Source organism: Vibrio agarilyticus (assembly GCF_012641465.1).
Lineage (GTDB): Bacteria > Pseudomonadota > Gammaproteobacteria > Enterobacterales > Vibrionaceae > Vibrio > Vibrio agarilyticus.
Genome location: NZ_JABAIK010000002.1, coordinates 278,005 through 302,198, shown reverse-complemented (window position 1 = coordinate 302,198; position 24,194 = coordinate 278,005). Strand labels below are relative to the sequence as shown.

At 45.2% G+C, this 24,194-nt stretch carries 24 protein-coding genes, 1 tRNA gene and 1 pseudogene; 10 read left to right on the top strand and 16 right to left on the bottom strand.

Features of this window, described 5'->3' with window-relative positions; all coding sequences use genetic code 11:
* Window positions 1-42: 42 nt before the first annotated feature.
* Genes HGP28_RS03295 through HGP28_RS03280 form a run of 4 tightly spaced genes read right to left on the bottom strand, consistent with a single transcriptional unit; the run spans window position 43 to window position 3,805 of the window.
* Window positions 43-1,719 carry an Lcl domain-containing protein gene (locus HGP28_RS03295; RefSeq protein ID WP_168835006.1) on the bottom strand — a complete coding sequence of 559 codons (1,677 nt, stop codon included), beginning with the start codon at window positions 1,717-1,719 and terminating at the stop codon, window positions 43-45.
* On the bottom strand, window positions 1,712-2,338 hold the full coding sequence (locus tag HGP28_RS03290) for a cytochrome c3 family protein (protein ID WP_168835005.1): 627 nt from the start codon (window positions 2,336-2,338) through the stop codon (window positions 1,712-1,714). The genes HGP28_RS03295 and HGP28_RS03290 overlap by 8 nt, the downstream gene beginning before the upstream one ends.
* On the bottom strand, window positions 2,335-2,808 hold the full coding sequence (locus tag HGP28_RS03285) for a copper chaperone PCu(A)C (protein ID WP_168835004.1): 474 nt from the start codon (window positions 2,806-2,808) through the stop codon (window positions 2,335-2,337). The genes HGP28_RS03290 and HGP28_RS03285 overlap by 4 nt, the downstream gene beginning before the upstream one ends.
* 16 nt (window positions 2,809-2,824) lie before the next feature.
* Window positions 2,825-3,805 (bottom strand): porin, encoded by a 981-nt coding sequence (locus HGP28_RS03280; RefSeq protein ID WP_168835003.1) that lies wholly within the window; start codon window positions 3,803-3,805, stop codon window positions 2,825-2,827.
* A 301-nt stretch (window positions 3,806-4,106) separates the two neighbouring features.
* On the opposite strand from HGP28_RS03280, the gene HGP28_RS03275 reads away from it, so the two are divergent.
* Window positions 4,107-5,033, top strand: coding sequence for a LysR family transcriptional regulator (locus HGP28_RS03275; protein ID WP_168835002.1), 927 nt, complete (start codon window positions 4,107-4,109; stop codon window positions 5,031-5,033).
* Window positions 5,034-5,065: 32 nt separating this feature from the next.
* On the opposite strand, the gene HGP28_RS03270 is transcribed toward HGP28_RS03275, so the two are convergent.
* Complete coding sequence (locus tag HGP28_RS03270) at window positions 5,066-5,491, bottom strand: thiol-disulfide oxidoreductase DCC family protein (RefSeq protein WP_168835001.1); 426 nt, start codon at window positions 5,489-5,491, stop codon at window positions 5,066-5,068.
* A 554-nt stretch (window positions 5,492-6,045) separates the two neighbouring features.
* Here HGP28_RS03270 and gltS point away from each other — a divergent pair.
* Window positions 6,046-7,272, top strand: a complete 1,227-nt coding sequence (gltS, locus tag HGP28_RS03265; RefSeq protein ID WP_168835000.1) for a sodium/glutamate symporter — start codon at window positions 6,046-6,048, stop codon at window positions 7,270-7,272.
* 145 nt (window positions 7,273-7,417) lie between these two features.
* On the opposite strand, the gene nagB is transcribed toward gltS, so the two are convergent.
* Window positions 7,418-8,218 (bottom strand): glucosamine-6-phosphate deaminase, encoded by an 801-nt coding sequence (gene nagB / locus HGP28_RS03260; RefSeq protein WP_168834999.1) that lies wholly within the window; start codon window positions 8,216-8,218, stop codon window positions 7,418-7,420.
* A gap of 462 nt (window positions 8,219-8,680) precedes the next feature.
* Here nagB and HGP28_RS03255 point away from each other — a divergent pair, with 462 nt between their 5' ends.
* On the top strand, window positions 8,681-8,971 hold the full coding sequence (locus HGP28_RS03255) for a DUF3081 family protein (RefSeq protein WP_168834998.1): 291 nt from the start codon (window positions 8,681-8,683) through the stop codon (window positions 8,969-8,971).
* A 119-nt stretch (window positions 8,972-9,090) separates the two neighbouring features.
* Here HGP28_RS03255 and HGP28_RS03250 read toward each other — a convergent pair whose 3' ends face one another.
* Window positions 9,091-9,450 (bottom strand): MaoP family protein, encoded by a 360-nt coding sequence (locus HGP28_RS03250; RefSeq protein ID WP_168834997.1) that lies wholly within the window; start codon window positions 9,448-9,450, stop codon window positions 9,091-9,093.
* A gap of 149 nt (window positions 9,451-9,599) precedes the next feature.
* Here HGP28_RS03250 and HGP28_RS03245 point away from each other — a divergent pair, with 149 nt between their 5' ends.
* Window positions 9,600-10,478: a LysR family transcriptional regulator gene (locus tag HGP28_RS03245; protein WP_168834996.1), complete on the top strand. Its 879-nt coding sequence runs from the start codon at window positions 9,600-9,602 to the stop codon at window positions 10,476-10,478.
* A gap of 117 nt (window positions 10,479-10,595) precedes the next feature.
* Here HGP28_RS03245 and HGP28_RS03240 read toward each other — a convergent pair whose 3' ends face one another.
* On the bottom strand, window positions 10,596-10,802 hold the full coding sequence (locus tag HGP28_RS03240) for a hypothetical protein (protein ID WP_168834995.1): 207 nt from the start codon (window positions 10,800-10,802) through the stop codon (window positions 10,596-10,598).
* Between the two features lie 205 nt (window positions 10,803-11,007).
* Here HGP28_RS03240 and HGP28_RS03235 point away from each other — a divergent pair, with 205 nt between their 5' ends.
* Both HGP28_RS03235 and HGP28_RS03230 read left to right on the top strand, forming a co-directional pair.
* On the top strand, window positions 11,008-12,405 hold the full coding sequence (locus HGP28_RS03235) for an Ada metal-binding domain-containing protein (protein WP_439333826.1): 1,398 nt from the start codon (window positions 11,008-11,010) through the stop codon (window positions 12,403-12,405).
* Between the two features lie 8 nt (window positions 12,406-12,413).
* Entirely contained in the window at window positions 12,414-12,917 is a 504-nt protein-coding gene (locus HGP28_RS03230; RefSeq protein WP_168834994.1) for a methylated-DNA--[protein]-cysteine S-methyltransferase, read from the top strand.
* A 28-nt stretch (window positions 12,918-12,945) separates the two neighbouring features.
* Here HGP28_RS03230 and HGP28_RS03225 read toward each other — a convergent pair.
* A tRNA-Arg gene (locus HGP28_RS03225) sits at window positions 12,946-13,020 on the bottom strand.
* Window positions 13,021-13,554: 534 nt separating this feature from the next.
* On the opposite strand from HGP28_RS03225, the gene HGP28_RS03220 reads away from it, so the two are divergent.
* Window positions 13,555-14,757, top strand: coding sequence for a GGDEF domain-containing protein (locus HGP28_RS03220; RefSeq protein WP_168834993.1), 1,203 nt, complete (start codon window positions 13,555-13,557; stop codon window positions 14,755-14,757).
* Between the two features lie 445 nt (window positions 14,758-15,202).
* Here the strand turns inward: HGP28_RS03220 and HGP28_RS03215 are convergent, their stop codons facing one another.
* On the bottom strand, window positions 15,203-16,234 hold the full coding sequence (locus HGP28_RS03215; RefSeq protein ID WP_168834992.1) for an acyltransferase: 1,032 nt from the start codon (window positions 16,232-16,234) through the stop codon (window positions 15,203-15,205).
* Between the two features lie 432 nt (window positions 16,235-16,666).
* On the opposite strand from HGP28_RS03215, the gene HGP28_RS03210 reads away from it, so the two are divergent.
* Window positions 16,667-17,689 carry a patatin-like phospholipase family protein gene (locus HGP28_RS03210; RefSeq protein WP_168834991.1) on the top strand — a complete coding sequence of 341 codons (1,023 nt, stop codon included), beginning with the start codon at window positions 16,667-16,669 and terminating at the stop codon, window positions 17,687-17,689.
* Window positions 17,690-17,778: 89 nt separating this feature from the next.
* On the opposite strand, the gene HGP28_RS03205 is transcribed toward HGP28_RS03210, so the two are convergent.
* The 5 genes from HGP28_RS03205 to HGP28_RS19160 all read right to left on the bottom strand — a co-directional run bounded on the left by HGP28_RS03205 (window position 17,779) and on the right by HGP28_RS19160 (window position 21,096).
* Window positions 17,779-18,348: a nucleoside deaminase gene (locus HGP28_RS03205; protein ID WP_168834990.1), complete on the bottom strand. Its 570-nt coding sequence runs from the start codon at window positions 18,346-18,348 to the stop codon at window positions 17,779-17,781.
* 189 nt (window positions 18,349-18,537) lie between these two features.
* Window positions 18,538-19,293, bottom strand: a complete 756-nt coding sequence (locus tag HGP28_RS03200) for an ABC transporter permease (protein ID WP_168834989.1) — start codon at window positions 19,291-19,293, stop codon at window positions 18,538-18,540.
* A gap of 9 nt (window positions 19,294-19,302) precedes the next feature.
* Complete coding sequence (locus HGP28_RS03195) at window positions 19,303-20,121, bottom strand: ABC transporter ATP-binding protein (protein ID WP_168834988.1); 819 nt, start codon at window positions 20,119-20,121, stop codon at window positions 19,303-19,305.
* Window positions 20,121-20,879 (bottom strand): ABC transporter substrate-binding protein, encoded by a 759-nt coding sequence (locus HGP28_RS03190; protein ID WP_343033789.1) that lies wholly within the window; start codon window positions 20,877-20,879, stop codon window positions 20,121-20,123. The genes HGP28_RS03195 and HGP28_RS03190 overlap by 1 nt, the downstream gene beginning before the upstream one ends.
* Entirely contained in the window at window positions 20,866-21,096 is a 231-nt protein-coding gene (locus HGP28_RS19160) for a hypothetical protein (protein WP_246225519.1), read from the bottom strand. Before HGP28_RS19160 ends, HGP28_RS03190 begins: the two co-directional genes overlap by 14 nt.
* 393 nt (window positions 21,097-21,489) lie before the next feature.
* Here HGP28_RS19160 and HGP28_RS03185 point away from each other — a divergent pair.
* A pseudogene (locus tag HGP28_RS03185) lies at window positions 21,490-22,077 on the top strand (TetR/AcrR family transcriptional regulator); the annotation flags it as partial.
* Window positions 22,078-22,441: 364 nt separating this feature from the next.
* Window positions 22,442-23,323: an alpha/beta hydrolase gene (locus HGP28_RS03180; RefSeq protein ID WP_168834986.1), complete on the top strand. Its 882-nt coding sequence runs from the start codon at window positions 22,442-22,444 to the stop codon at window positions 23,321-23,323.
* Between the two features lie 266 nt (window positions 23,324-23,589).
* Here HGP28_RS03180 and HGP28_RS03175 read toward each other — a convergent pair whose 3' ends face one another.
* Window positions 23,590-24,132 carry a DUF2850 domain-containing protein gene (locus tag HGP28_RS03175; RefSeq protein ID WP_246225518.1) on the bottom strand — a complete coding sequence of 181 codons (543 nt, stop codon included), beginning with the start codon at window positions 24,130-24,132 and terminating at the stop codon, window positions 23,590-23,592.
* Between the last annotated feature and the right edge of the window lie 62 nt (window positions 24,133-24,194).

The window sequence follows — 24,194 nt, the reverse complement described above, 5'->3', positions numbered from 1 at the left end:
CTAAATGAAAACGAAAAATGCCCCCGAAGGGGCATTAATGATTTAAGGGTTACGAATACAGCGAGTGTAGAACTCGGTATCTTTGATCATGCCAAGGCCTGATCCAATTTGATAACCTTGCGCCCAAGCACCGTTACCTGTGTCTTTGCGTTGATCAAGCATCTCCGGTGTTTGGTCTGCCTTACGAGGAGGCAGTGGTCGCACAAACAGAGTTGGTCCTGGTAAGTCGCTGGTGCTACTCCAGAAGAAGTATTTTACCGGCGTGTTCGGGAAGAACTCTTCATCAATGGATGGTGACGTTTTGTTATAGTTAACAATGGAAACCAACTCTTTGATGTTCGGTAAGCGCCAATCATCAAACCCGGCGTACGTCAGATTTTCGCAGTATTCAATCGAATCCCACCAGTCGCGACGTTGGTAATCGATTTTTTGTTGCCACATTCGATTGGTGACTTTCTCGGTTACCGTACCATCTTGGTTATCGACGTATTGCATGTTGTGATACGCCGCGCCATTGTCGGCACGCACGCAGCGGGTAAGCTTAGTCGATGCGGTATGCTGACCCATAATATGGCCATCTGGGAAGCCCACGTGCCAAGCGTGATCAGGGTGATCGCTGACTGGGAATGCCCAAATGCCCGAGCTCATGCGTGGCATGTTAAGGAAAGCCTCGGTATTGATCGCTGGGCGGAATTCACCCAAATCGGTAATACTTTGCAGCTCTTTCATCAGCGGATAACGCCAATCATCGTAGCCATCAAGCACCAGATTTTCGCAGTACTGTTCACCTTCTACCGCGGTCATCCACAAGCGGCTTGAATCGCGCTCCCAAGTTAACTTGGTGTTGTTATCCAAGACGGTTTTGCCCGATTTACTGATGGTGTAGCTTAATGGGTTTTGTGGGTAATCTGAGTCTTCGCCGTGTTGGTCGATGAAGTTTTGAATTTGGCCAGTGTCAGGCATTAAAAAGCCTTCAACGGCTGGCATTCCTTCACCCGTAATAAACGCTTTGCGCTCGATAGGGGTGTAATACATACCTGTGACATAAGCGACGATGTCAGCGTAGTCGTCTTCGCTCAGCATTTTCGCAAACGGTGTCATGACCGCCGCTTGGCGAGTATTGCGTTTACCATCACGATAGGCTGTCATTTGCTCATACACGTAAGCGGGCATTTGACCTTTGAGTGGTGGGTAAGCGGGGTTGGTGCTTGCGCCTTGTTCGCCATGACACATTTTGCATGTGGCGTCGTATTTGGCTTTACCACGTTTATACGCGTCGCTTTCCAATACGTCTTGGCGTGGATTCCATTTCATTGGACGCTCGCTAAGCACGAGTGCGACATCAGCAATCTCTTTTGGCGTGACGGTATATACCATCTGTTTCATCTGCGAAGAGACACCAGATTGACGCTCCATATCCATATCAACCAATTGGTTGTAGAAATATTGTGGGTCAAAGCCTTCCAATTTTGGGCTCAGTGTTTCTGGCACTTCTTCCAGTGCCGGACGGTGACAGCCCATATAACAACCGTTGATAGTACGGCTAGCGAGCTGGCGTTCTTGTGGCGTTAAATCGGCTGCAGTACGACGAATGGTGTAGTCTTCATAGCCATTATCAATGTCGGTGACTTTGTCAGTTTCAGCGTGTGCACCAAATGCTACCGCCGTTACCGCCAAAAGACTCAATGCTAATTTTGATGGTTTGAATGGATTAGTCATTGTTGTGTTCTCCCAAGAGAGTAGCGATTTCACGCATACGCGCTTCTTCGCGAAGACGCATGTCACGTTTTAATCCTGGGTGGGCAATATCGTAGTGACAGCTTGAACACTGCCAATCGGGATCGCTGTCTTTACGCGCAAACGCCATTTGGTGGGTTTGATCCGAAATAGGTGATTCGCTAGTGGCTTTTTCGGCACGTGGCTCTAAGCCTTTGTGGCAGCTTTCACAACCTGAATCAAACACATAGTCGGTGCGTTTTGGGTGTAGCTCTTCGTAATCCAAGGCGTCCATCTGTAGCACATATTCGCCAAACAGATGGCGCATGCCTGAAGTGCCTTTGACCCAAAGCTCTTCCACTACATTGGAATCTGGCAGGTGACAAGAGACACAGTCAGCGACAAAGCCTTGCGTGTTGTTGCCGCCATGGACACTTTGAGCAAACGTTTCGGTCGCTGGCGTCATGGTGTGACAAGTGCCACAATATTCGTTGGTGCTAAACGCGTGCAAAACTTCACTGGCTGGCAGCGAAGCCAAAAGGCCAATGCCGGCACCAGCCGCAATCAAGCTGGCTAAGACCGCACCACGCACGGTGCGAATTTGTTGCCAAAGCTGTTTCATTTTTTCACCTCTTGCGCCAGTTGCGCCGATGTTTTAACGATGGCTTTGCACGTGACGCCAGGCGCCCATGCCATCCATACATCCACATCGTATTCTTCCCCAGCAACAGGACGTTTGGCCAAATTAAACAGCATGACGTGTTTACCGCCTGGTTTTAGTACAACAGGCTGGTTTGGTTTGACGGGAAGGCGAGAAAGACGCTGCATTTTCATCACGCCATCAACGTGGGTCATGTCGTGCAGTTCGGTATAAGTGGTAAGCTCAGGTACCGCTGCGCCAAAAAGACTTTCTGGCCCAGGCAGACGCAAAGCTTGCGTTTGTTCGTCAAGGGTATAAGTCAAATTAAAATACAAGCCGGTTTTATCGCTGCCAGGCGCAGGTTCGCGGATCACACAGTCACTGACTTGCACATTTGCGTGCGCGCTAAAGCAACTGAGTCCAAGCAACAACGAACAAAAAGTACGTTTCATGGTGCTGTCCTTGTGGTTAGAAAGAAACGATGAGGCCAAGGTTGTAGTTGTTGCCTTTGGCTTTTAGTTGTGGGGTAGTTGCCTTAGTCTTGTCGCTGTCGCCATAGAAAGCCGCTTCGCCATAAATGGCAAAATGATCATTTAGCGCATGGTTAACGTTGGCAATCCACAAAGATTCATTCTCTTGGTGTCCAAACCAATCGGCGCGTTGGTAACCCAGGCTGAACTTGGTGTCGTCTAGGGTATAACGGGTTGAGAGTGCGTAAACGTTGCGGCGGCCAAAAGGTACGTCATAGTCAAACTCGGCGACTGCACCAACGTACCATTGATCCCATTGGTAGCTTGTTGCCGCCACGGTACGCTGCGCGTCTTCTTTGGCATTGTTCATCTCTTTTGCTGTGAAAGAGTGGTTGACCACAAAGCTGAAATTGTTGCGACTGTACAAAGCGCGAAGACCAATAATATCGGCATCGTTATCGTTGTACTCTTTTGGGGTGATCATTGCGGCTTTGAACTGAAAACCGTTCATTTTTGGTGTCATAACCGCTAACTGGTTTGAGCCGTAACGTTTGCCGCCAAACAGTAAATTGTCGCTATGACGCTCCATGTTGTTGCTGTCAAAGATATCCACTTTGCTGTAAAGATCTTTCCATGTTCCCGTTGTACCGGTACCGATGAAAGCACCACCGTACGTCTTGTTCACTAAGGCGATGTTGGCTTCACGTACGATAATATCGTTGTCTTTGCTAGCGTCAGTCAGTGATTCTGAGTATTCCAGTTCCAAGGTGTAGTGCGCTGCAATGGCTTCCGCTTTTACGGTGCCTTTTAGCCCTACTTCTGCGCGAGCGATGTCGGTAGTGTAATCGGCGTAGTCATGCCAAGCGGCTTGTGCTTGGATTTCACCGTAGAATTGAGGTTTTGGAGCCTCTAGAGTTTGGGCAACGCCATAAACAGAAAAGGTACTTAAAAGGGCTAGCGTGCAAACATTTGTTTTCATAATTGGGCCATAAATTGAAATAATTTTTCATCGGCGAGTATATGAAGCGGATTTATAAAGAGAACATCGCTTTTGGCATCGGAGCTATGCGTAAAGTGAATAGAGTGTTTTTTGTGCAGTGATTAGTGAAAAACGCCTATTGTTCTATGGCTTAACTTTATGTTTTTATTGGTTTTAACATTCTGTTTTTACTTTCATTTCAACTAAGTAACGTCGACTTTTTGTGGTAGCGCTGAAAAACTTTGCTACAATTCGGCCCCTTTTGGTGTTCAACAGCGTTCTCTATGGTGGCCGTTTAATCATGTCATACCCAATCGATACTCTACGAATGTTTTGCTTATTGGCGGAAAAGCTCAGTTTTACTGAAGCGGCAGAGGCGTTAAATGTGAGTCAGCCAACGTTGAGCCGCAAGATAAGCCAACTTGAGCAGAGTGTGAAACTGCGACTGTTTCACCGAGGCGGCAACCAAATTCATCTCACGCCACAGGGAATCGTGTTTTTAGAGTCCTGCCAGCGTATTTTGCAAGATTTGGATGATACTTTGGATGGTCTTCACGATACGACGGAGATGATTCGTGGTGATATTACCATTGGGCTATTGCACCCGATGGCTCGTTGGTTAAGTCCGGTTTTTTTTCGTGAGTTTTGCGACCGCCACCCAGAGATCCGTATTCATTTAGTGACCTTGCATCCAGCTTCGCTGCGCGAAATGGCCGCGTGTGACATTATGATTTCACCCCTGCTACCGGTTGACCATTCACTGGTCGCAAAACCGTTAATGCAATATCGCCGCATTTTTTGCGCGGCCCCTGAGTATTTGTCACGTATGGGAACGCCTCAGCATCCCAGTGAATTGGAATTTCATCACTGCATCACCAATACCAATGCGCCAAAAAAAGAAAATACTTGGTTTTATGAAAATCACTTAGGTGAGTCGGGCACGGTGTCGGTCGATGGGATCATAAGCAGTGATTCGGTTGATATTGCGATTAACCTTGCTGTATCAGGTATGGGCGTTGCGCTCGTGCCGTCAAAGCAGATTGTGCAGCAAAAGACGGAAAATCAGCTGGTCGAACTGTTTGACGGTGAGTTTTGCCAATGTGGCCAGATGTACGCAGTGTATCGGTCACGTAAATATCAGCCAATGCGCTTTCACGTTTTTATGGAAGAGCTGCGCGCGTTTCTTACCAACGAACCTTATCCGCCACTGCCGACTATCGAGACTTGAGTTTACAGTGTAAATTGCCACCGTATCCCATCTTAGCGGCGTGGTTTTGACTTGGCGTCTTTCTGACTTTCACACGGAAAGCAGCGGGCGAGACCTGTGAGCAGTTTCGAAATGCGGTAGCGATGCCGAGCAAAATAAGCGTAAGCGCGCTCAGCCAAAGGACGAACCCAGTGCCAGCGTAGCGGGCCATATAGCCAAGGTACTCCAACAAGAGACCACGCCTGGTGTAGCGCATCAAGCCCGAGTAACCATTGATGATCTGGCGTTAAACCGTGCAATGTTTCTTTGGCTCTGCGGCAATCTAAAGCGGGGTTAGCTTTGGCTTGCTCACTACCGAGTGGTATCAGTTGAAGACGCTGTTGTGTGTCGCGCTTTTTGAGCGCGCTCATTTTTTTAACACACAAGGGACATGTGTCGTCATAAAACAGCGTGAACGGAATTGGTCGATTTTTCTGCATAAGCCAACGTCTCCAATATTGAACCTGAACCGCGCGTCCGAAATGCTTACGCGCAATTTGCGTTTTGGATCATTCGCAAAACCGATATGAGAGTAGGGTATACACTAGGTTGAGAGTCATACTGGTCACAAAAATTTATCCCTTTGCATTTGAAGCTGCAGAGTTGTTGGCGGGCTCTTACAAACCTCATTACGTAGTTCGTCTATGTTCACGAAGTGCTCAGAGGCTTTGTTGGCTTGCCGCCTACCTGTAACTCTAAGTTGTTTGGGTATAAGACTTAACTTAGCGCAACAAAAGCAAGCGAAGTCGCGCTGCGTATGTTGGTTGATATTAAAAAGCGCGACGCAATGCTGTGAAAATTCGCGCGTCATTTGTATCTGTCTCACTAAGTGAGAAAAAACATCGTTTTAAATCGATTGTTATCTCATTTGGTGAGAATTGGCGTGTGATAGAGTTGGTAAACCCGTGTGGTGAAAGGCAAACTGACCGACAAATAAAAACAATCCCATGACGGTAAGCGCAATTGTGCGAGCTCAATGGAGCGAAGAGGTTTTATGAATCAGTTAATTTCTGTGGGGGCGCTGGAGTCGTTTCTTGTCGCAATTGTGGTGTTATTTTTAGGCCACATGATCAATGCGCGACTGCCTATTTTGAAAAAGTTCAATATTCCAGAGCCGATTGTCGGCGGTTTGGTCGTTGCCTGCATTATCACCGTGTTGCACTTTAACCAAATCGACCTGGTGTTTGATTTGCCGTTACAAAACACCTTTATGCTGATGTTTTTCTCAACCGTTGGTTTGGCCGCCAATTACACTCAACTGCTCAAAGGTGGCATGAAAGTGTTCATTTTTCTTGCGGTGGCCTCATTTTTTATTGTGATTCAAAACGGGATTGGCGTTTCGTTGGCAACGGCGTTAGGTCTGGATCCGCTAATGGGATTAATTGCAGGTTCGATTACGCTCTCTGGTGGTCACGGTACTGGCGCTGCGTGGTCACACACCTTTGCTGAGACTTATGGTATTGAAAATGTGCTTGAAATCGCGATGGCATCGGCCACCTTTGGGTTGATTGCTGGTGGTATCATTGGCAGTCCAGTTGCTCAGCGTCTCGTGGAGAAGTTCGGTTTAGAGTCTGAATACGGTCGTGGCACTCAAACTCACAAGCGTTTTCCTGAAGTGGTGACCTACAATGAGTACGAAGAAGATAAGGTGACCGCGAAAAAGGTGATAGAAAACCTATTTATTATGCTGATCTGCGTGTTAGGCGCGCAGTATTTGTCAAAATGGGTTGCTACGTTTGAAGTGAAATGGTTGATGATCCCCGACTTTGTTTATGCCTTGTTTATCGGTGTTGTGATCACCAATGTTTTGGAGGTGACGAAACTGCGCAAGGTCGATACGGAAACAGTGGATATTCTTGGCACTGTGAGTCTCTCTCTGTTCTTGGCCATGGCGTTGATGAGTTTGAAGCTGTGGAATATTTTTGATTTGGCTCTACCGTTTTTAGTGATCTTAACGATTCAGTCTATTGTGCTTGGCATTTTTGCTTATTTTGTGACGTTTAAAGTAATGGGGCGTAATTATGATGCTGCTGTGATCGCTAGTGGTCACTGTGGCTTTGGTCTTGGCGCCACCCCGACGGCAGTTATGAATATGGGTTCAATCGTCAATCGTTACGGCCCATCTCCTCAGGCGTTTATGGTTGTGCCTATTGTTGGCGCTCTGTTTATCGACATTATGAATTTGATCATCCTTCAAGCGTATTTATCATTCTTAGCTTGAGGTATACCAATAGATGAGATGATCTTTCAATAAGAGGCTCATCGTTCAGATAGCGAAAACAAAAAAACGCGAAGGGCCAGAAACCCTTCGCGTTTTTTTCTAATACTATTTCGGCTTGAGGAGGCAGTAAGGAGGTTAACCGCGGTTAAAACCCTTTAATGTTCTCCGCTTCAAGTTCAGTAAAGTATTTCACGGTTTTGACTTTCAGCTCTTGCGTTGATGGCTCATCACACACAATCACAGATTTTGGATGCAGCTGCAGCGCAGAAACCGTCCAAAGGTGGTTCACGCTGCCTTCAACAGCCGCTTGAAGTGCTAAGGCTTTACCGTGTCCTGTAACCAGAATCATCACTTCTTCAGCATCCAGCAGTGTACCCACGCCAATGGTTAAGGCGTATTTTGGCACTTGATTGATATCGCCATCGAAAAAGCGCGAATTCGCGATACGAGTGTCTTCAGTTAAGGTTTTGATACGGGTTCGCGATGAAAGCGATGAGGCGGGTTCATTAAAGGCAATGTGGCCATCGTTACCCACGCCACCCATAAAGAGATTGATGCGGCCGTAGGATTTGATTTTGGCTTCATAGCGTTGGCATTCGGCCTCGTGATCCATCGTATTGCCGTTGAGTAGATTAATGTTCTCTTCTTGAATGTCGATGTGGTTGAAGAAATTGTTGTACATGAATGAGCGATAAGATTCAGGATGATCTGCCGGCAAACCAATATATTCATCCATATTAAATGTGACGACATGCTTGAAGCTGACTTCTCCCGCCTGATATAGCTCAATTAGGGCGTTATAGGTGGACAGTGGCGTACCACCTGTAGGTAAACCTAGAACAAATGGGCGTTCAGCCGAAGGGTTGAATTCTTTAATGCGTTGAACAATGTGCGCCGCGGACCATTTGCCAACCTGTGCCGCTTTGTGTAATGGAATAAGTCTCATCGTTTGCCCCTAATTGTGGAATATGGCGATACTCTGTGCTCGATAGTGTTACGTTTTATTGGCGCTGTCGTAGCGAATATGGCGTAACGCACTGTTGTCGCGTCGTTTGCATCAATTTATTAATTCGCAGTATAAAATAAGTTTCAGAATGCGGCTACGGATTTTGATCACAATTTCTCACTGTTGACAAAAATGTGCGATGGATAACACGTTTTTGGCTGTTTCACCTCAATCTAAGTCACTTTGTGATTTGGTCTTTTTTTAAAGGAAAATAAGTTATTGTTTCGAATATGCTATACCTAATGGGTACTGCACTTGAGTTCTGCGTAAGGTGCGGTTTAGCTGCGGTTATTACGTCTTTTTAAGTGAAAGATGTTGTTCAAGCGCGACGAACCGATGATTTTGAAGTGCGGGCACAGCCAGTAAAATGGGCACATTCCACTCGAATTAGGACGCAATTGCATGCAAAACGAACTGGAAATTTCAAAAGTCTTGGAAGTGTTTGAATGGATTCGTCGTCATGGTGAGGCAACCGACAATGGCTATCGTTATGACGATATGGAAGTGACCAGTGATTATGACGGCTATACACTCTATTTTGCCGCTCACGATGTCACTTTAACGATTGGGTTTCATCAAACCTACCTATGGCATTATGATGATGCCAATCACAAAGAGCGTTTTATGGCCTCTTTGAATCGATTGATTGCCAAGGTTGATGAGTCTGAGGATGAAGGGTATCACGAAGAGTAAAACGGAAATTGTGAGGACGAAAGCGCCCTCGCGTCCGTATTGGTGTCTGTGATCGAACTTGACGCGTTACTCAGTGTGAAAATGAGAAAGAAGAGAGTCACGGAGTAACGCGGTTTCGTTTAGTCTTCTTCGACGATACTGGTATCTTCGTCTGCGAAGTCTTCACCACCCTCAGACTTATTGCGGCCGTTTAGAGTGTGGAAGCGTTTGCGGCCACGAGCTAAACGAACGTATTTTAGCCAAGTCCGTTCGTGCTTGCTGTTGGCCAATTCAGGATTGTCGAGCACCTCGATAAAGTGCTTTTCTTCTTCGTTTGCCGGGGCCAGTTCACCGGATTCCAAGCTTACAAAAGTATCCCCATAAATTGTTAGGATTTCTTCTTCAGCCAGAGTAAAATCGCCAGACTTCGCAAAGCCACGTGGGAACTTTGTGTTATCGTAGAAACGTCTTTTGCCATGACGAATTTGAGTGTCAGACATATTAACCTCGAGTGTTAAACACAACTACTAATCTTGATGAATTATGGCGAAAATTAGGCGTAAAATAGTTAAAAGAAAAACAAAATTTTTTTGTCGTTAATATTAATTTCACTTGTTAATTTGGCGAGATTATCGTCAAGGGATCGCATATGGACGTCAAAGTCTTCCGAACATTTTTAGAACTAGCAAAAGTTCGTCACTTTGGCCGCGCCGCTGAAAACATGTACATCACGCAAGCGGCGGTGAGTGCGCGGATCAAACAGTTAGAAAACTACTTTGATACTCAGTTGTTCATTCGAGATCGCAATAACATTAAGTTGACCTCGTCTGGCGAACGCTTAGTAAGCTACGCAGAGGTCATGGTTACCACATTGCAGCAGGCCAAAATGGAGTTGTCGCTTGAGAGCGGTAAGGCGCTGCAGTTAACCTTAGGTGGCACGCCAAATGTGTGGGATGCCTACTTACAAAATTGCTTAAGTGTGATCACTGACTCGTTTGGCGGTTATGGATTTATTGCCGAAGTGATGGGGCGCGAATTATTGAACCGTGGCTTGCAAGAACGCACGTTAGATATGGCGTTCGCGTTTGATCAAATTAAAGCGGATGAGCTTTCGTGCCGCAAGGTTGCTGATCTTACTTTGGTGATGGTGTCGACGGAGCCGTGTGGTGTGGAAACGGTGTTTGATAACAAATACGTTTATGTCGACTGGGGTACGAAATTTACCTCTGAACACGCCGAGCGCCATCCGAAAACGCCGGCCCCTTATCTGCGTACCTCGACGGCACGTATCGCGTTGGATTTTATTCTTGAGAAGGGCGGTAGCGCTTATTTGCCTGCGCCTTTGGTGCAGCCATTTATTGACAGTGGCCGTTTGCACCGAGTCGCTCAGGTGTCCGATTGGACTCGCCCGATTTATTTGAGTTACCGTAAATCAAGTTCATCACTCGATGCAATCAAGCAAGTTGAAGATTTGGTACGTGACATTTCTCCCATGACTGCGTTTAGCTTGCAACGAGCAGGATACTAGCGTTTATCGCCGTCCTACTTGAATTTGCAACGTCAAGTAGGTTGGCAATATGTCAGGACTTAAAAAAGGGCACGTGACTGAGTCTACGTGCCCTTCGTTTTTTCTTTTTCGTTACAGTTAAAGATTCATTAAGTTCTCTAATGATTCTTCAATATTCGCACAGTGATATGTGTGAATATCAACCCCATCCGACGTCGCGTTAATTTGAACCGTTTCGATCTGCTCCGCGCCTTGCGTTTCAATGATCCCCAATGAATCCTCAACGGATTTGCTCGTGACCACTTTTTGGTCACGAAGTACAATAATGCAAGAATGCAGATCCATAGCCAGTTTCCTATTTATTTATATTTTTTGATTTCCCATAGTTAAAAGTAGTCAAGATTTTGAGAATTACCAAAATTAAAACAAAAATAAATTTGCTTCCGAAAGTGGCCAGTGACATCGGCATTTTTCGTTACACTGACAAACCAAGTCATTCTCGCTGAAGCATGCATCTTGAGGTTACTTGGGCATCACTAAGGAGCAACGAGTGAAGCGTATTTCAAATTTGACGGGTAACGGTATTGGCTCAGCCACTTCAGAACTGCCACTGCAAGCGTGTCATCGTGCCAGAATGGCGCGAGACCCTCGTTTCGATGGTCGTTTTTTTGTCGCGATATCGACGACAGGCATTTTTTGTCGGCCGATTTGCCCGTCTCCGCTCGCCAAAGAGTCTCATGTCCAATATTTTGCGCTGGCTGCACAAGCGTTGAATGCGGGCTATCGTCCTTGTTTACGTTGCCGCCCAGAGAGCGCGCCAGACTCTTGGGCATGGCGAGGCACACAGACCACGGTGGCTCGCGCGCAACATTTGATTGAACAGGGCGCATTGGTGACTCAATCGCTTCCTCAGCTGGCTGAGCGTTTGGGCGTCAGTGATCGTTATCTGCGAATGTTATTTCAGCAACAAATTGGCATGTCACCAAAGCAATATTCCCTCTATCACCAACTGATGTTTGCCAAATCACTTTTGCATAACAGTGCCCTGAGTGTGACTCAAATCGGTTTGGCTTCAGGATTTCACAGTACACGACGCTTTAATGATGCATTTAAAAAACAGTTGCATTTATCTCCCTCGCAAGTGCGTCGAGAGGCACCAGATAGGCTGACCGATAATCAAGTATTGCTGCATTATCGTGGTCAGCTGAATTGGCGTTATACGCTGGACTTTTTGGCCAAACGCGCAGTGGATGGATTGGAAAAAGTGACAGAGCACAGTTACGCGCGCTATTGCCAGATTGAGCAAGCATCTGCATGGTTTGAGGTGACGCCACTAAAGCCGGGAACATTAGTTATGCAATTTCGCGTGACTTACGCGCACCACTTGCCTATTTTGATTCGATTGGTGCGGCAACGGTTTGATCTTGATTGTGATACCGATGTGATTGAAGCGCATCTAAACCAAGTGGCGCCAGGGTTAGTCCAACATACGGGCTTACGAATTCCAGGTGCCGGCAGCCTTTGGGAGGCGGGTGTTCGAGCTATTTTGGGGCAGCAAGTGACGGTCAAAAGCGCGGTGACTCAACTCAACCGTTTGGTTGCCGAGCTCAGTCATGAGCGAGAGCGGCAGTTTCCAACACCGCAGCAAGTGATTGACTCTGATTTAAGCTGTCTAAAAATGCCCACATCACGGCGAGAGACATTAAAGCGTTTGGCTGAATGGGTTGTGACGCATGGTGAGAGTGAACCGTCTGCTTGGATTGCGATTAAAGGGATCGGCCCTTGGACTGTCCACTATGCACAGTTGCGAGGGGCGGGCGATCCCAACTGTTATCTCGAAGGGGACTTGTTAGTGAAAAAGCGCTCGCAGCAATTCCCATCACTCAATCGGCAGAGCGTAGCACCTTGGGGTAGCTATGCCACATTTCACCTTTGGAGTTTGTCATAATGGGGTTGATGAAACACAGAACGGGCCTGAACGGCCCACGTTATTACCGCCATGTTGCCACGCCGTTGGGCGAAATGACGCTACAAACGAGCGAACAAGGTCTAACTGGGGCGTGGTTTCCACTTTGGACTCGTATACCGGCTAATGCCGGGCAATGGCAGCCTGAACATCCACTTTTAGTGGCGGCAGCGACGCAGTTAACGCAATATTTTTCACAGCAGCGACAGCAGTTTGATTTACCACTCGATATACAAGGCACCGCTTTTCAGCAAGAGGTGTGGCAAGCCTTAACGACGATCCCTTACGGCGAGACATGGAGCTACTTACAGCTCGCCCAAGCGATTGATAATGAAAAAGCGGTTCGCGCAGTAGGGATGGCAAATGGAAAAAACCCGCTTGCGGTCATTGTGCCGTGTCATCGCGTGATTGGTAAAAATGGTCAACTCACAGGTTACGCGGGTGGGCTTGAACGCAAACAAAAACTGCTGTTGTTAGAAGGCGTCAAATATTAGTGTTATAGCGTGCTTATTGACGAAAAAATGGCGTCCCCGGCAGGAATCGAACCTGCAACTAAATCTTAGGAGGATCTCGTTATATCCATTTAACTACGGGGACTCACATACCCAAGTAATCTCAAGATGCGAGGTTGAGCGAGAATGACTTGGGTATATCGAAGGCCGAGTTTAGCGTAACTTGGCATATTAACCAAGAGTGTCATCACGTTATCATCAGCCCTGCGTCTTAAATTCCACGGCACTTTAAAGTGTTTCAAATGTTATTTGATAACAACAAATCGTTGCATATTTTTTGTGAAATTATTAATTTATCTGCATTGCGATAACTTAATATGGCAATTGGTATCGAAGGCACTCATTTTGGCCTTCATTCAGAGTCAGCGATGGCGTTTATCTATGCCGATAGTCAGAAAATTCAGCGTCGCGAATGAGCCAGGGTAAGCGCTGCCAACAACGTTCGCCCGTTGGGAGCCAGTCACTGAACCGCTTTTTGTTGTAACGAAAGTGCGTTAAACAACTTGAAAATAGACTCCTATTTCGCTGCGTTGTTTGCCTTGCTCTCAGCCCTGTGAGCTGACTCTGAATCCAGCATCTTGAGGTCACTTGGGTATAAAGAATAATAAAGGAGGCAGGCATGCCAGAACTTGATATGCGAACGGTGAGTTTTCTGGTCTCTTTTTTTGCTCTTTGCTTTGGTGCTGGCTTATGGTTTTTTCATCGTGAGCAGCGCCACTACCAAGGGATCAATCTAGTCGCATGGGCACAAATTGCCATGTCTGTTGGTGTTGGTCTGATTTTCTTGCGCGGCGCGATTCCCATTTGGAGCTCGGTTATTGCTGCAAACTTGCTATTGTGCTGTGGCATGACACTCGCTTTATTTGGTTTTAGCCGATTTCGACTCAGTGATAATGTATTTGGAGTGATCTCCGCAATTGGTTTATTGGGGGTATTGCTTGGTTTGGTTTATTTTCTTTTTTATCAGCCTTCAATAAACGCTCGAGTTGCCCTTGTTAGCTTGCATTTGGGTATCACTCAATTATTGACGAGCGTGGTTATTTATCGCGGCAAAGCGGTGGACAGTGCATTTCCTCGCAACATTTTAGCTACTGTCTTTGCGGGAGTTGCTTTAACCATGTTTATTCGCACTGGAATGGTGCTGTATCACGGAGAGCTGAACCACTATATGAGCGCAGGGTGGATGCATCAGGTGCCTTATCTTGCCTCTATGTTTCTTATCATGGCAATGTCGTTTAACTTAGTTTGGCTAGTGAATGGCCGTTTGATGCGTTCGGTGGAATCTTTATCAATGCGTGATAATTTAACGTCGCTTTATAACCGACGAGGCATGGATAAAATCGCTGCGAAGATGGCCAATGCAACGTTTGAAGATGACAGACCGCTTGTGGCAATGATGTGTGATATTGATAGATTTAAATCGATCAACGACCAGTTTGGTCATTTGACTGGCGATCAAGTGATTTCTCAAGTGTCAGAGCAAATTCGCATGCATGTTCGCGTCAATGATGTGGCGATTCGTTATGGTGGCGAAGAGTTTTTGATTATTTTACCCAGCACCACATTAAAGGATGCGCAAGTTATTGCCGAGCGAATTCGTGTCGCGATTCACGCCATGCCACCGCTCAATGCTCGTATGGGCGCTCTGTCCGTGAGTATTGGTCTTGCCGTTCAGCAGCCAAACCAAGATTTTTCGAGTTTGATTGGCGATACCGATGTTGCGATGTATCAAGCCAAGCAAAAAGGGCGCAATTGCATCGTTACTTATAATGATAAAGTTACTTATGATGATAAAATGACGCCTGAGTCAGTATCGGCGTGAAGGAAATATTGGCATCATTTCGGTGCCGCTTTAGTTATTGAAATTGGGTATTGAGATTAATTATCGAGAATAGTGGCAAACGGCATTGGAAGTGAGTTTTGCGCGTTTGCCTAGCGTGATAAAGTCATATTTCATTTGAGGCTGTACAATCCGACCACACCGCAAAGTGCTGCGATACCATATAAGCCATAAGATATCCACGTGCTCAGTTCAAGCAGCGGAACGGGGTCTTGGGCTAACCACATCATCATTTCTCCGTTGTTGTTTTTATTGTTGACAACATTGTAATTAATTGCGGTCGGCCATTTTGTGACGCCATAAAGGGTTTTCTTGCGCGACAAGTCAGCCAAAAATATAAAATGCGAGCTGGCTCCCAGCTCGAATTGAGGTGATTTTGCGTTCTCACCGCAACTCGAGCGGAATGTGGTATCACGGCAGCTCGGTTTTAACGCAATAAAACCGACCGCAATGGTGTCTTGCTAAGTGCTTTGACGGTGATAAAACTCAAACAGAGCGCAGAGGGGAACAAAATAACATCTCGAGCCAGATCTGAAATCCCATTCAGACCAAGCAGGTTCATCAATACGATGATCAAAAGCAAATGCAGTACGTAAACGCCAAGAATATGCGGCGTGAGCTTTGTTACCCAAGGAACAGCGCCAATATTGGGATAATTTAGCAGCAATAGAAATAACCCACAGGCCCACAATGGCGTACCGAACAAAAAATCATGACTATTGAACGCCACGTTCGCATTCATTAACCAGCGAGCTTCCGTAAAATGAAGAGCCATGCCTATCACGGTCAGTATGACGGCTGTCAGCGAAGAAAGTCGCCAGTGGCGCAGGGCTATGGTAAACCCTATTGCGATCATCAGCGTCGCAAAAAATGGTCCATTTCGAGTAAAAAATGGAGCTGGCCATTCAGTCAAAGTGATATAGCTACCTGCCATAACACCATAGAAGTAAAGTGCTATGCTGAGCGGCAATAGCCACGCGAGGAGCCGATAACGCGCCATGAGAGCAATTATTGCTACCCCACAGACCAGCGCCGGAATAAACCATAAATGCACCATTCCCCCTTCTAAAGCGCTATTTAGCGGCTGACTCAATAGGTATTGCCAATAGGCTTGGCGTTCGGCTAAGTAGCCTTCAGAAAGAACCAGGTGCCAGCGCAAAGGCACAAGCAAATAAATCACACTCCAGATCAGCCAAACTTTAAGTAAGGGGGCGCTATAACGTTTGAGGGTACTGATTGGCGTTTTTGATACTTTTGGCGCGATTAAGAAGCCCGCAATGATAAAAAACAGTGGTACAGCAAATCGCGCACACTGGTTAATGATATAGCCCACCCATGGAACGCCGTCCAATTGCCAATAGGTAAGTGCCATTTGGCAATGAAGACCGACAATGGCCACAATGGCGATAAGTCGGGCCAGATCAAAGCTGGCAATATGTTGGGTTGAGTTTTCAGTCATAGCAAAGCCGATAAAAAGTAATGTATACGCATCCCGCTTGAAGTAGCAGGGGTGTTGGTTGGTTCTGATAAACCTCATCACATAGTTTATCTATGTTGACGAAGTGCTCAGAGGTTTCGTTCGTTTTCCGATTACCTGAATTCTCAAGTAGTTTCGGCATAGAAGACTGTCTTAAGCACTGTGAAAACGCAATCGACTGCAACAAGTTTGGTGCATGTTGTACAAACATTGTGGCGCATTCTCGAAACAGGTCACGAATAGTGACAGCTCAAACTATTGCTCACTCTCCAATTAAAAACAGATGTGGTGTGAATTTAGTCTTGCAGAAAAAATGACCTATTTTATTGAGGCGCTAGGCTTGTTTTTTTGTTGAATATTTTGTTAACGTAATGTTAAGTTTTCGATTTATTGCAGACAGTGAAAGGAGTGGTGATGTCTTATAATTTCAAAAATTTCGTTTTTGAAGGTGGGGGCGTAAAAGGAATTGCTTACTTAGGAGCGCTTGAAGTTCTAGAAAGCAAGGGTATTACTGAAAAAATAGAAAGGATTGGGGGAACATCTGCGGGTGCTATAAACGCGATTCTTCTAGGGCTTGGCTACACACTTGATGAAACAAATGACATTTTATGGTCATTAGATTTTAATGAATTTATGGACGATTCATGGGGAGTTGTTCGAGATACTAACAGATTAATCAACGAATATGGTTGGTATAAAGGGGATTACTTTAGGAGCTGGATTGGTAAATTAATTAAAGAAAAGACAGGAAACAGTGAATCTACTTTTGCTGATCTTGAGGCACTGAAAGAGGCAAGAGGTTTTAAGTCACTGTATTTTATGGGTACCAACTTATCAACTTCATTTTCAGAAGTCTTTTCGGCAGAGCATACCCCGAGAATCTGTGTTGCTGATGCGGTACGAATATCAATGTCTATACCTCTATTTTTTGCTGCAAAGAGAAATATCCGCGGAGATGTATATGTAGATGGTGGATTACTAAATAACTACCCGATTAAGCTGTTTGATAGAGAAAAATATGCCAGATCGGATTCGTTAAGAGATACTGATTATTATTCTCGACTCAACACCGAAATCTCGCACCTTGCTAGACCTATATCTAAGTATATATATAATAAGGAAACGTTGGGTTTTCGATTGGATACTAAGGAAGAAATATCAGTATTCAGAGATCAAGCGGAACCGAAACGTGAAAATATCGATGATTTCTTTTCTTATAGTTGGGCTATGATAAATACGCTTTTGGAAGCACAACAGAGTAATCATTTACATAGTGATGACTGGGCAAGAACAGTTTATATAGATACTTTAGGCGTTAAAACAACGGATTTTGATTTGCCCAATCAAAAAAAACAAGCATTAGTGAATTCTGGAAAGCAAGGCGCGATAGATTATTTTAATTGGTTTGATAGTGAACTATCCAAACCAAATAAATAAGTTCATGGTTGATTTTATCGAGACAAATATGCATTAGTATATATTTGTCTCGATTTGTTTTTCATAATTAAATAAAATATAGCAGTAAACTACATCGCGAATTTTTTATCTGCATCCACTAGACTCGACGCTTCTGCTTCTGCTTCTGCTTCTGCTTCTGCTTCTGCTTCTGGTGAAATTTGACGCCAGAAGTCCAAATGAACTTTCGCAGCCTCTTCTTCCAATAAAGGACCGATTACTTCAACCTCTCTTTGTCCCGATGAAAATACGGTTCGGCAAGGTAAATCTAGAGTCGGATTTTCAGGGTGATTGCCAGTGATCTGCTTTAATCGATGTTCAGAACAGGCGTAAACTATTCTCCCTAATCCTGCCCAATAAGCCGAACCTGCACACATACAGCAGGGTTCTGCAGATACATACATGGTGCATTCAGCAAGAAATTCCGGTCGCCATGTTTTACTTGCGCGAGTCATTAATACTCGTTCTGCATGACCTGTCATATCGTGATAAGGGTGATATGCGTTAACTTGCTCCATCAGTACGTTACCCTCTTTGTCAGCTAGTATTGCTGCAAAAGGGTGGATTCCTTGAGCGGCGATTTTTTCAGAAATATCTATCGTTTTGCGTAATATCTCAAGATCTAGTTGGGTAGCGCTCATAAATAATCCTTATATTTGGTTTTGTTAATTAAGCGTTAGTTTAATGAATATTTATATAGATTCTCGACAAAAAGTGCTATTAAGAGATTAATCTTAAGTTATTTGATATGTTATATTTATTATTAACTAATGGATTAATTTTAATTACAAACATTTCCACTTATTATCATTAAATATTTAAGTTTATTTCTATTCATCTAAACTCCAGTAGAAAAAACTTTTTTGGATAAGTTTAATACTATGAAATAAAACTAAACTGATTAAGGAAAGTACCGCTAAAGATGCAAATGCTTGTGGGATCTTAAAATAAGATGTCGAAAATTGGATGAAATAACCAAGTCCTTCTTCCGCCGCAACAAATTCTGCAATGACCGCCCCAATAATCGCAAGAGTGATCGATACTTTAAGGCCACTAAAAATGTATGGGATGGCATAGGGCAATCTTATCTGCCAAATTTCTCTAGTGGGTTTTGCTTTTAATGATTTAGAAAGCTCAATTAATTCTTTCGGTGTTGCCTGCATTCCCGTTGTTGCGGCTACTACCAATGGAAAGAAAGTAATTAAGAAGGTAATCGCGAGACGTGGTGCATCTCCGGTTCCTAAAATTACAATCAACAATGGTGCAATAGCGACAACGGGTGTCGATTGAATGACAACCAGCATTGGGTAAATAGTCTTGCTTAGATACTCAGACCGCACCATAGCAACAGCTATTGGAATACTGACCACGATGGAGATTATAAACCCCACAATGGCGATATATAGGGTAGCCCATAAATGACGTAGCCAACGATCTGCTTCGACGGCAGCAAAGGCTTGCACAATATCAGATGGGGCAGGGAGTATATAGGAGGGGATCGAGCCTGCAAAACAGAGTAACTCCCATGAAGGTAATATCATTGTTAACGAGAACAGCGGCAAATATCGTTTAATTGTTTTTGTCATATTCACCTCTTAAGCTACAGTTTTGATTTCATTTTTGCCTGCAGATTTTTCGGCAGATTTAGATTGAGGTTCATAAATATATTTGCGTATACGAGCGGTGTAATTGGTAAATTCAGACTGCTGAATGGTGTCTGCGTTTCGTGGTCTAGGAAGATTAATTTCCATTTCTTCTGCAATTGTTCCTGGCCTTTCACTCATAACGAGAACTTTATCAGCAAGTAAAACAGCTTCAGAAATTGAGTGGGTAATGAATAGAACTGTTTTAGGCTTTTCTTGCCAAATTCTTTGCAGTTCGAATCCCATATCTTCGCGGGTTAACGCATCAAGTGCCGAAAATGGTTCATCCATGATAAGGATTTCTGGATCGAGCAGTAACGCTCGGGCAATGCCGATGCGTTGCTGCATGCCACCTGATAGCTCATCAGGTCGTTGTGACACGAAATCTCGGAGGCCTACGATATCGATGAGTTCATTTGCACGTTGCTTGTCTTTTTCGTTAACAAAATTAAATTTGTGTCTAAGTGGAAATAAAACGTTATCTAAAATGCTTAGCCAAGGTAATAACGTCGGCTTTTGAAACACGATACCAATGTCGTCCCTTGGTTCAGTAATCTGATGACCAAAAGCTGATACTTCGCCGTGAGTAGCAGGAATCAACCCAGACAACAATCGAAGAAGTGTCGATTTACCGCAGCCGGACGGTCCAACTACTGCAATAAACTGATTTCTTTCAATAGTGAAATTGACATCTTTTAGAGCCGGTACCATTTTTCCATTGTCCGTCACGTAGGTATGTGACACCGCCTTAAATTCAACAAACGCAGCCATTATTTGACCTCCGTTAAAAATGCACGGTTTATTGCTTCCTCTGGATCAAAACTCGCCTCATCGATCCCTTGTGCTGCTGATGCCCATTTCCATGTTAATGCCAAGTGCTTGGAATCAAATTGGCCTAACTTAGAAGTCTCACTGATTGGGTTGTAAACCAAACTATAAATAGAAGTGATCGTATTCGTCGCGACTTTCACATCTACTTCAGGCACAATTTTGTGAATTGATTTTGCGCTTTCAACTGGGTTCTCCCAGGTATATGCTACCGCTTCTTCAAAGGCCTTGATAAAGCGTTTCGCGACATCGGAACGTTCTGATAGAAAGCGGTCACTGGCAAGTAGTGTGGTTGCGTATTGTTCTAAACCAGCTTGGTGCCACGGTAAAACCTTAAGTGTTTTACCAGCTTGTTTGGCCTGACTTTTAAGTGCTTCTGTATTTGTTATCCACGCTATTACGACATCAGTGTTGCCCGTTGCGAGCATTGGCCCTAATGCGCCAGGATCAGCTTTGGTGAGTTTAATGTCATCTTTAGACAAGCCGCTGTGATTTAATACTATTGGAAGATAAAGGTTCGATGAAGTGAAGGGGGACGTTGCGACCCGTTTTCCTTTGATGTCCTTTATCGAGTTGATCGTTCCATCATCTACAACAAAAAATGCATGGGGTGCCTGACTAAACACCGAATAGACAGCTGATACAGGTACATCGTTGTTCGCTTTAGCAACAAGCAGGGCTGAGATATCAGCGGAACCCACGTCCGAAATACCCGCGGCGAGTTTTGTGATAGCCTCTGCCTGAATTGATACTGACTTCTAGATCGTGTTTGGCAAAGATCCCTTTATCAATGCCGACATAAACAGGAGCCTTCTCACCAGCAGGTAGCCAGTCGAGTTGAAACGTAACTTTATCGGCAGCAAAGGCAGACAAACTAAGCGTGGCGAGAAGTGATATTGAGCTGAGCGTTTTAAGCATACGAGATCCTTTTCGATGTTAATGAGCAATGTCTCTATCCGTCGATTTGGTTGGATAAACGCTTCTACTCTTGGTAATGACGTTACATGTTAGTTTTTCTTATCGTCTGAATTTCATAGGGTTTACTATGTGAAGTTCACTAACGCAATTTGCATGCCAAAAATGTAAAGATTTCATTACGCGCTAGAGTGAACCTGATATTAAGAGAATAACTGGAGGGCCATTGAATTAATGGTATTCAGTTGATCACGGCCGTTTGATTCAATCTGGGGAAGTGATGCACGAAAATTGTGCATGCTAGAGGTGGTCTATAAAAGGCTCTACAATAGCAAGCAGTTAAGTGTGAGATCTGGTCTGAGTTGAATAAAAGCACGACCGTGCTATAAAGGGCGAATGAAAAAAGGAACTCTGACGAAAGATCATATTTTGACCCAAGGCTTTGCCATGGCGAGTGAGAGTGGTTTAGATAGCTTAACCATTGGCGCACTTGCAAAACGTTGCTCGCTCTCGAAAAGTGGTCTATTTGCGCATTTTCAATCAAAGCAGAATTTGCAATTGGCGGTTTTAGAATTCGCCAATCAAACCTTTGCAGAGCGTGTGATAAGTCCGGCAAGGGCGTTAGGCGATGACCCTATCGAGCGCAAATTGCGTCAATTGCTTGCTCTATGGCTGGATTGGAATTACGCGTTTCATGGCCGCTGTATGTTTCTCGACGCGTGGCAGGATGGGCAAGTTGGCGATGATCCTTTGCAACAGGCGCTGCATGCTGCGGTACACCAATGGCTTGACTATTTGCAGATTCAAATCGAAAAAGGACAGCGAAATGGGGAATTTTGTTCGCAACTCAATGCCAAGCAAGCCACTTTTGAACTTTATGGCCTCTACCTCGCAGCGCACGTCTTTTATTCTCTTGAGAACGCAAAGTCGAGTCAGGCGCACTTTTGGCAAGGTGTGGACGGGTTATTGTGCCGTTGGCGTCGGCGTGATTATTCTCTATACCCAAGTGACCTCAAGATGCTGGATTCAGAGCCAGCTCACTGGGCTGAGAGCAAGGCAAACAACGCAGCGAAATAGCCAGTCTATTTTCAAGTTGTTTAACACAGCTATCGGTTCAGTGACTGGCTCCCAAAGGGCGAGCTGTCTTGGCTCATCAGCTTTGTTGACGATTTTCGATTGAGAACCACTCAATCTTCAAATCCTCGCCTCACTGATAAACCAAGTCATGCTCGCTGAACCATGCATCTTGAGGTTACTTGGGTATACCTACAACGCCAACTTGTTTGGCTATAAAGTAAAAATTTTTAATGTAAAAAAGCACGGTCGTGCTAAATGGAAAGGATGCCTCATGAGCGAAAAAATTTATTTTAATCCCAATCAGGGACGCCGGCTCAAACGTCGCTTGATTAATCTTTCAACGCGATTGCATCATCGTCTTGCGCCGCGTCATGCGAAACGTACCGCGCAAAAGCTGTTGCTAACACCGATGAAAACCCAATTGCGCCATACTATGCCTAAAGAGATGGTCGTAGATTCGGTGGTCGGGCGCGAAGGCAGCTTGCAAACTTACCGTTTAGGAACCGGACCTGTCTGGGTATTGACTCACGGCTGGTCAGGGAATGCGAATCAGTTTTTTCCACTGATGGAACATATCGCACAGGCCGGATTTACGGCATTGGCTTACGATCATCCAGGTCACGGGCAAAGTGAAGGAAAGTTTGGCCACATACCTGCGTTTGTTGCCGGGCTTGAGGCGGTGCTAGCGCAAGAGTCAAGCATTGCAGGTGTGGTGGCTCATAGTATGGGAACCGTCTCTGCGATAGAGTCGAGCGATGCTAAATTGCACGATAAGCCTCTGCTGCTTATCGCGCCAGCGTTAGATTACATTGATAATTTGTTTGGCAGTATCGAGCGCTCAGGCTATTCAATGCGCTTGTTTCATGCGGTGATCACCGACATCGAGCAGCAGTTTAACTACCCACTTGAGTCGATTGATCCCTATCGTAAATTGGCCGCTCGCGCCGCACAATCGATCATTGTGCATGATGAGCAGGACCGTTTCACCAGCCATGCCGTGTCAGCAAAAGCGGCCTCAGAGATGGAAAATGTGAAACTCATCAGCACTCAAGGGTTAGGGCATGGCCGCGTCATGTCATCGCCTGCGGTATTTGCGGCCTTTGATGCGCTGTATACCCAAGTAACCTCAAGATGCATGGTTCAGCGAGAATGACTTGGTTTGTCGGTAAGGCGAGGATTTGAAGATTGAGTGGCTCTCAATCGAAAAGCGTCAACAAAGCTGATGAGCCAAGACAGCTCGCCCTTTGGGAGCCAATCACTGAACCGCTTTTTGTTGTAAGAAAGTGCGTTAAACAACTTGAAAATAGACTCGCTATTTCGCTGCGTTGTTTGCCTTGCTCTCAGCCCTGTGAGTCGGCTCTGAATCCAGCATCTTGAGGTCACTTGGGTATATCAATCTCAATATCTATAAAGAACGCACTATTTCTGATTGCGAAAGTGGCTACTAACCGCTTCTCGTCTCGTAGATACTGCATCTGCGCTGCGCTCAACCGTGTGCTCAAATCCAGCTTTGACAAATTGCTGCACTGGGGTACGCGGGTGAATACGCTGCAATTGTGGGGAGTCGCTGTTCCCAGTAAGGCGGTAAATTTGTCGACCACGGCCTGTGTTAACGATGATCTCTTTACCATCAAAGTCGTAGCCAGTGGCAATGCGTTTGTTATCACGCTTAACGCCATATTGGTCAAACATCAATCGCTCAGTGTCATAATGTGGCGTGCCAATTTCGATCCACTCACCATAGACATAGCTAGGCTCAAATTGCGCTCGGTAGACGATGTAACCATAGTAGGCGGTTAAGGTTGTCACAATTGACATAATAATTAATAGCATCAGGCGCAAACGGCGTAGTGCCCGTTCGCGACGCTGAAATTTTTGCACCGTTGCGGAGGTTGTATTGAGCCTTCTTTGGCGAGGCGGGTAGCTCATAACGTTCGACATGTTGCGAAAATGTCGTTCCATTAAACACTAAATACGTCATTGATGGTAATAAAGTTGTTAAGAAAGCTAGCGCCATCGCATTT

Coding starts and splice junctions, on each gene's coding strand:
- gltS (WP_168835000.1), top strand. CDS start 6,046: ATGAATCAGTTAATTTCTGTGGGGGCGCTGGAGTCGTTTCTTGTCGCA.
- HGP28_RS03275 (WP_168835002.1), top strand. CDS start 4,107: ATGTCATACCCAATCGATACTCTACGAATGTTTTGCTTATTGGCGGAA.
- HGP28_RS03180 (WP_168834986.1), top strand. CDS start 22,442: ATGAGCGAAAAAATTTATTTTAATCCCAATCAGGGACGCCGGCTCAAA.
- HGP28_RS03285 (WP_168835004.1), bottom strand. CDS start 2,808: ATGAAACGTACTTTTTGTTCGTTGTTGCTTGGACTCAGTTGCTTTAGC.
- HGP28_RS03230 (WP_168834994.1), top strand. CDS start 12,414: ATGAAACACAGAACGGGCCTGAACGGCCCACGTTATTACCGCCATGTT.
- HGP28_RS03175 (WP_246225518.1), bottom strand. CDS start 24,132: ATGGAACGACATTTTCGCAACATGTCGAACGTTATGAGCTACCCGCCT.
- HGP28_RS03270 (WP_168835001.1), bottom strand. CDS start 5,491: ATGCAGAAAAATCGACCAATTCCGTTCACGCTGTTTTATGACGACACA.
- HGP28_RS03295 (WP_168835006.1), bottom strand. CDS start 1,719: ATGACTAATCCATTCAAACCATCAAAATTAGCATTGAGTCTTTTGGCG.
- HGP28_RS03255 (WP_168834998.1), top strand. CDS start 8,681: ATGCAAAACGAACTGGAAATTTCAAAAGTCTTGGAAGTGTTTGAATGG.
- HGP28_RS03200 (WP_168834989.1), bottom strand. CDS start 19,293: ATGACAAAAACAATTAAACGATATTTGCCGCTGTTCTCGTTAACAATG.
- HGP28_RS03205 (WP_168834990.1), bottom strand. CDS start 18,348: ATGAGCGCTACCCAACTAGATCTTGAGATATTACGCAAAACGATAGAT.
- HGP28_RS03240 (WP_168834995.1), bottom strand. CDS start 10,802: ATGGATCTGCATTCTTGCATTATTGTACTTCGTGACCAAAAAGTGGTC.
- HGP28_RS03245 (WP_168834996.1), top strand. CDS start 9,600: ATGGACGTCAAAGTCTTCCGAACATTTTTAGAACTAGCAAAAGTTCGT.
- nagB (WP_168834999.1), bottom strand. CDS start 8,218: ATGAGACTTATTCCATTACACAAAGCGGCACAGGTTGGCAAATGGTCC.
- HGP28_RS19160 (WP_246225519.1), bottom strand. CDS start 21,096: ATGCTTAAAACGCTCAGCTCAATATCACTTCTCGCCACGCTTAGTTTG.
- HGP28_RS03250 (WP_168834997.1), bottom strand. CDS start 9,450: ATGTCTGACACTCAAATTCGTCATGGCAAAAGACGTTTCTACGATAAC.
- HGP28_RS03290 (WP_168835005.1), bottom strand. CDS start 2,338: ATGAAACAGCTTTGGCAACAAATTCGCACCGTGCGTGGTGCGGTCTTA.
- HGP28_RS03195 (WP_168834988.1), bottom strand. CDS start 20,121: ATGGCTGCGTTTGTTGAATTTAAGGCGGTGTCACATACCTACGTGACG.
- HGP28_RS03280 (WP_168835003.1), bottom strand. CDS start 3,805: ATGAAAACAAATGTTTGCACGCTAGCCCTTTTAAGTACCTTTTCTGTT.
- HGP28_RS03215 (WP_168834992.1), bottom strand. CDS start 16,234: ATGACTGAAAACTCAACCCAACATATTGCCAGCTTTGATCTGGCCCGA.
- HGP28_RS03220 (WP_168834993.1), top strand. CDS start 13,555: ATGCCAGAACTTGATATGCGAACGGTGAGTTTTCTGGTCTCTTTTTTT.
- HGP28_RS03210 (WP_168834991.1), top strand. CDS start 16,667: ATGTCTTATAATTTCAAAAATTTCGTTTTTGAAGGTGGGGGCGTAAAA.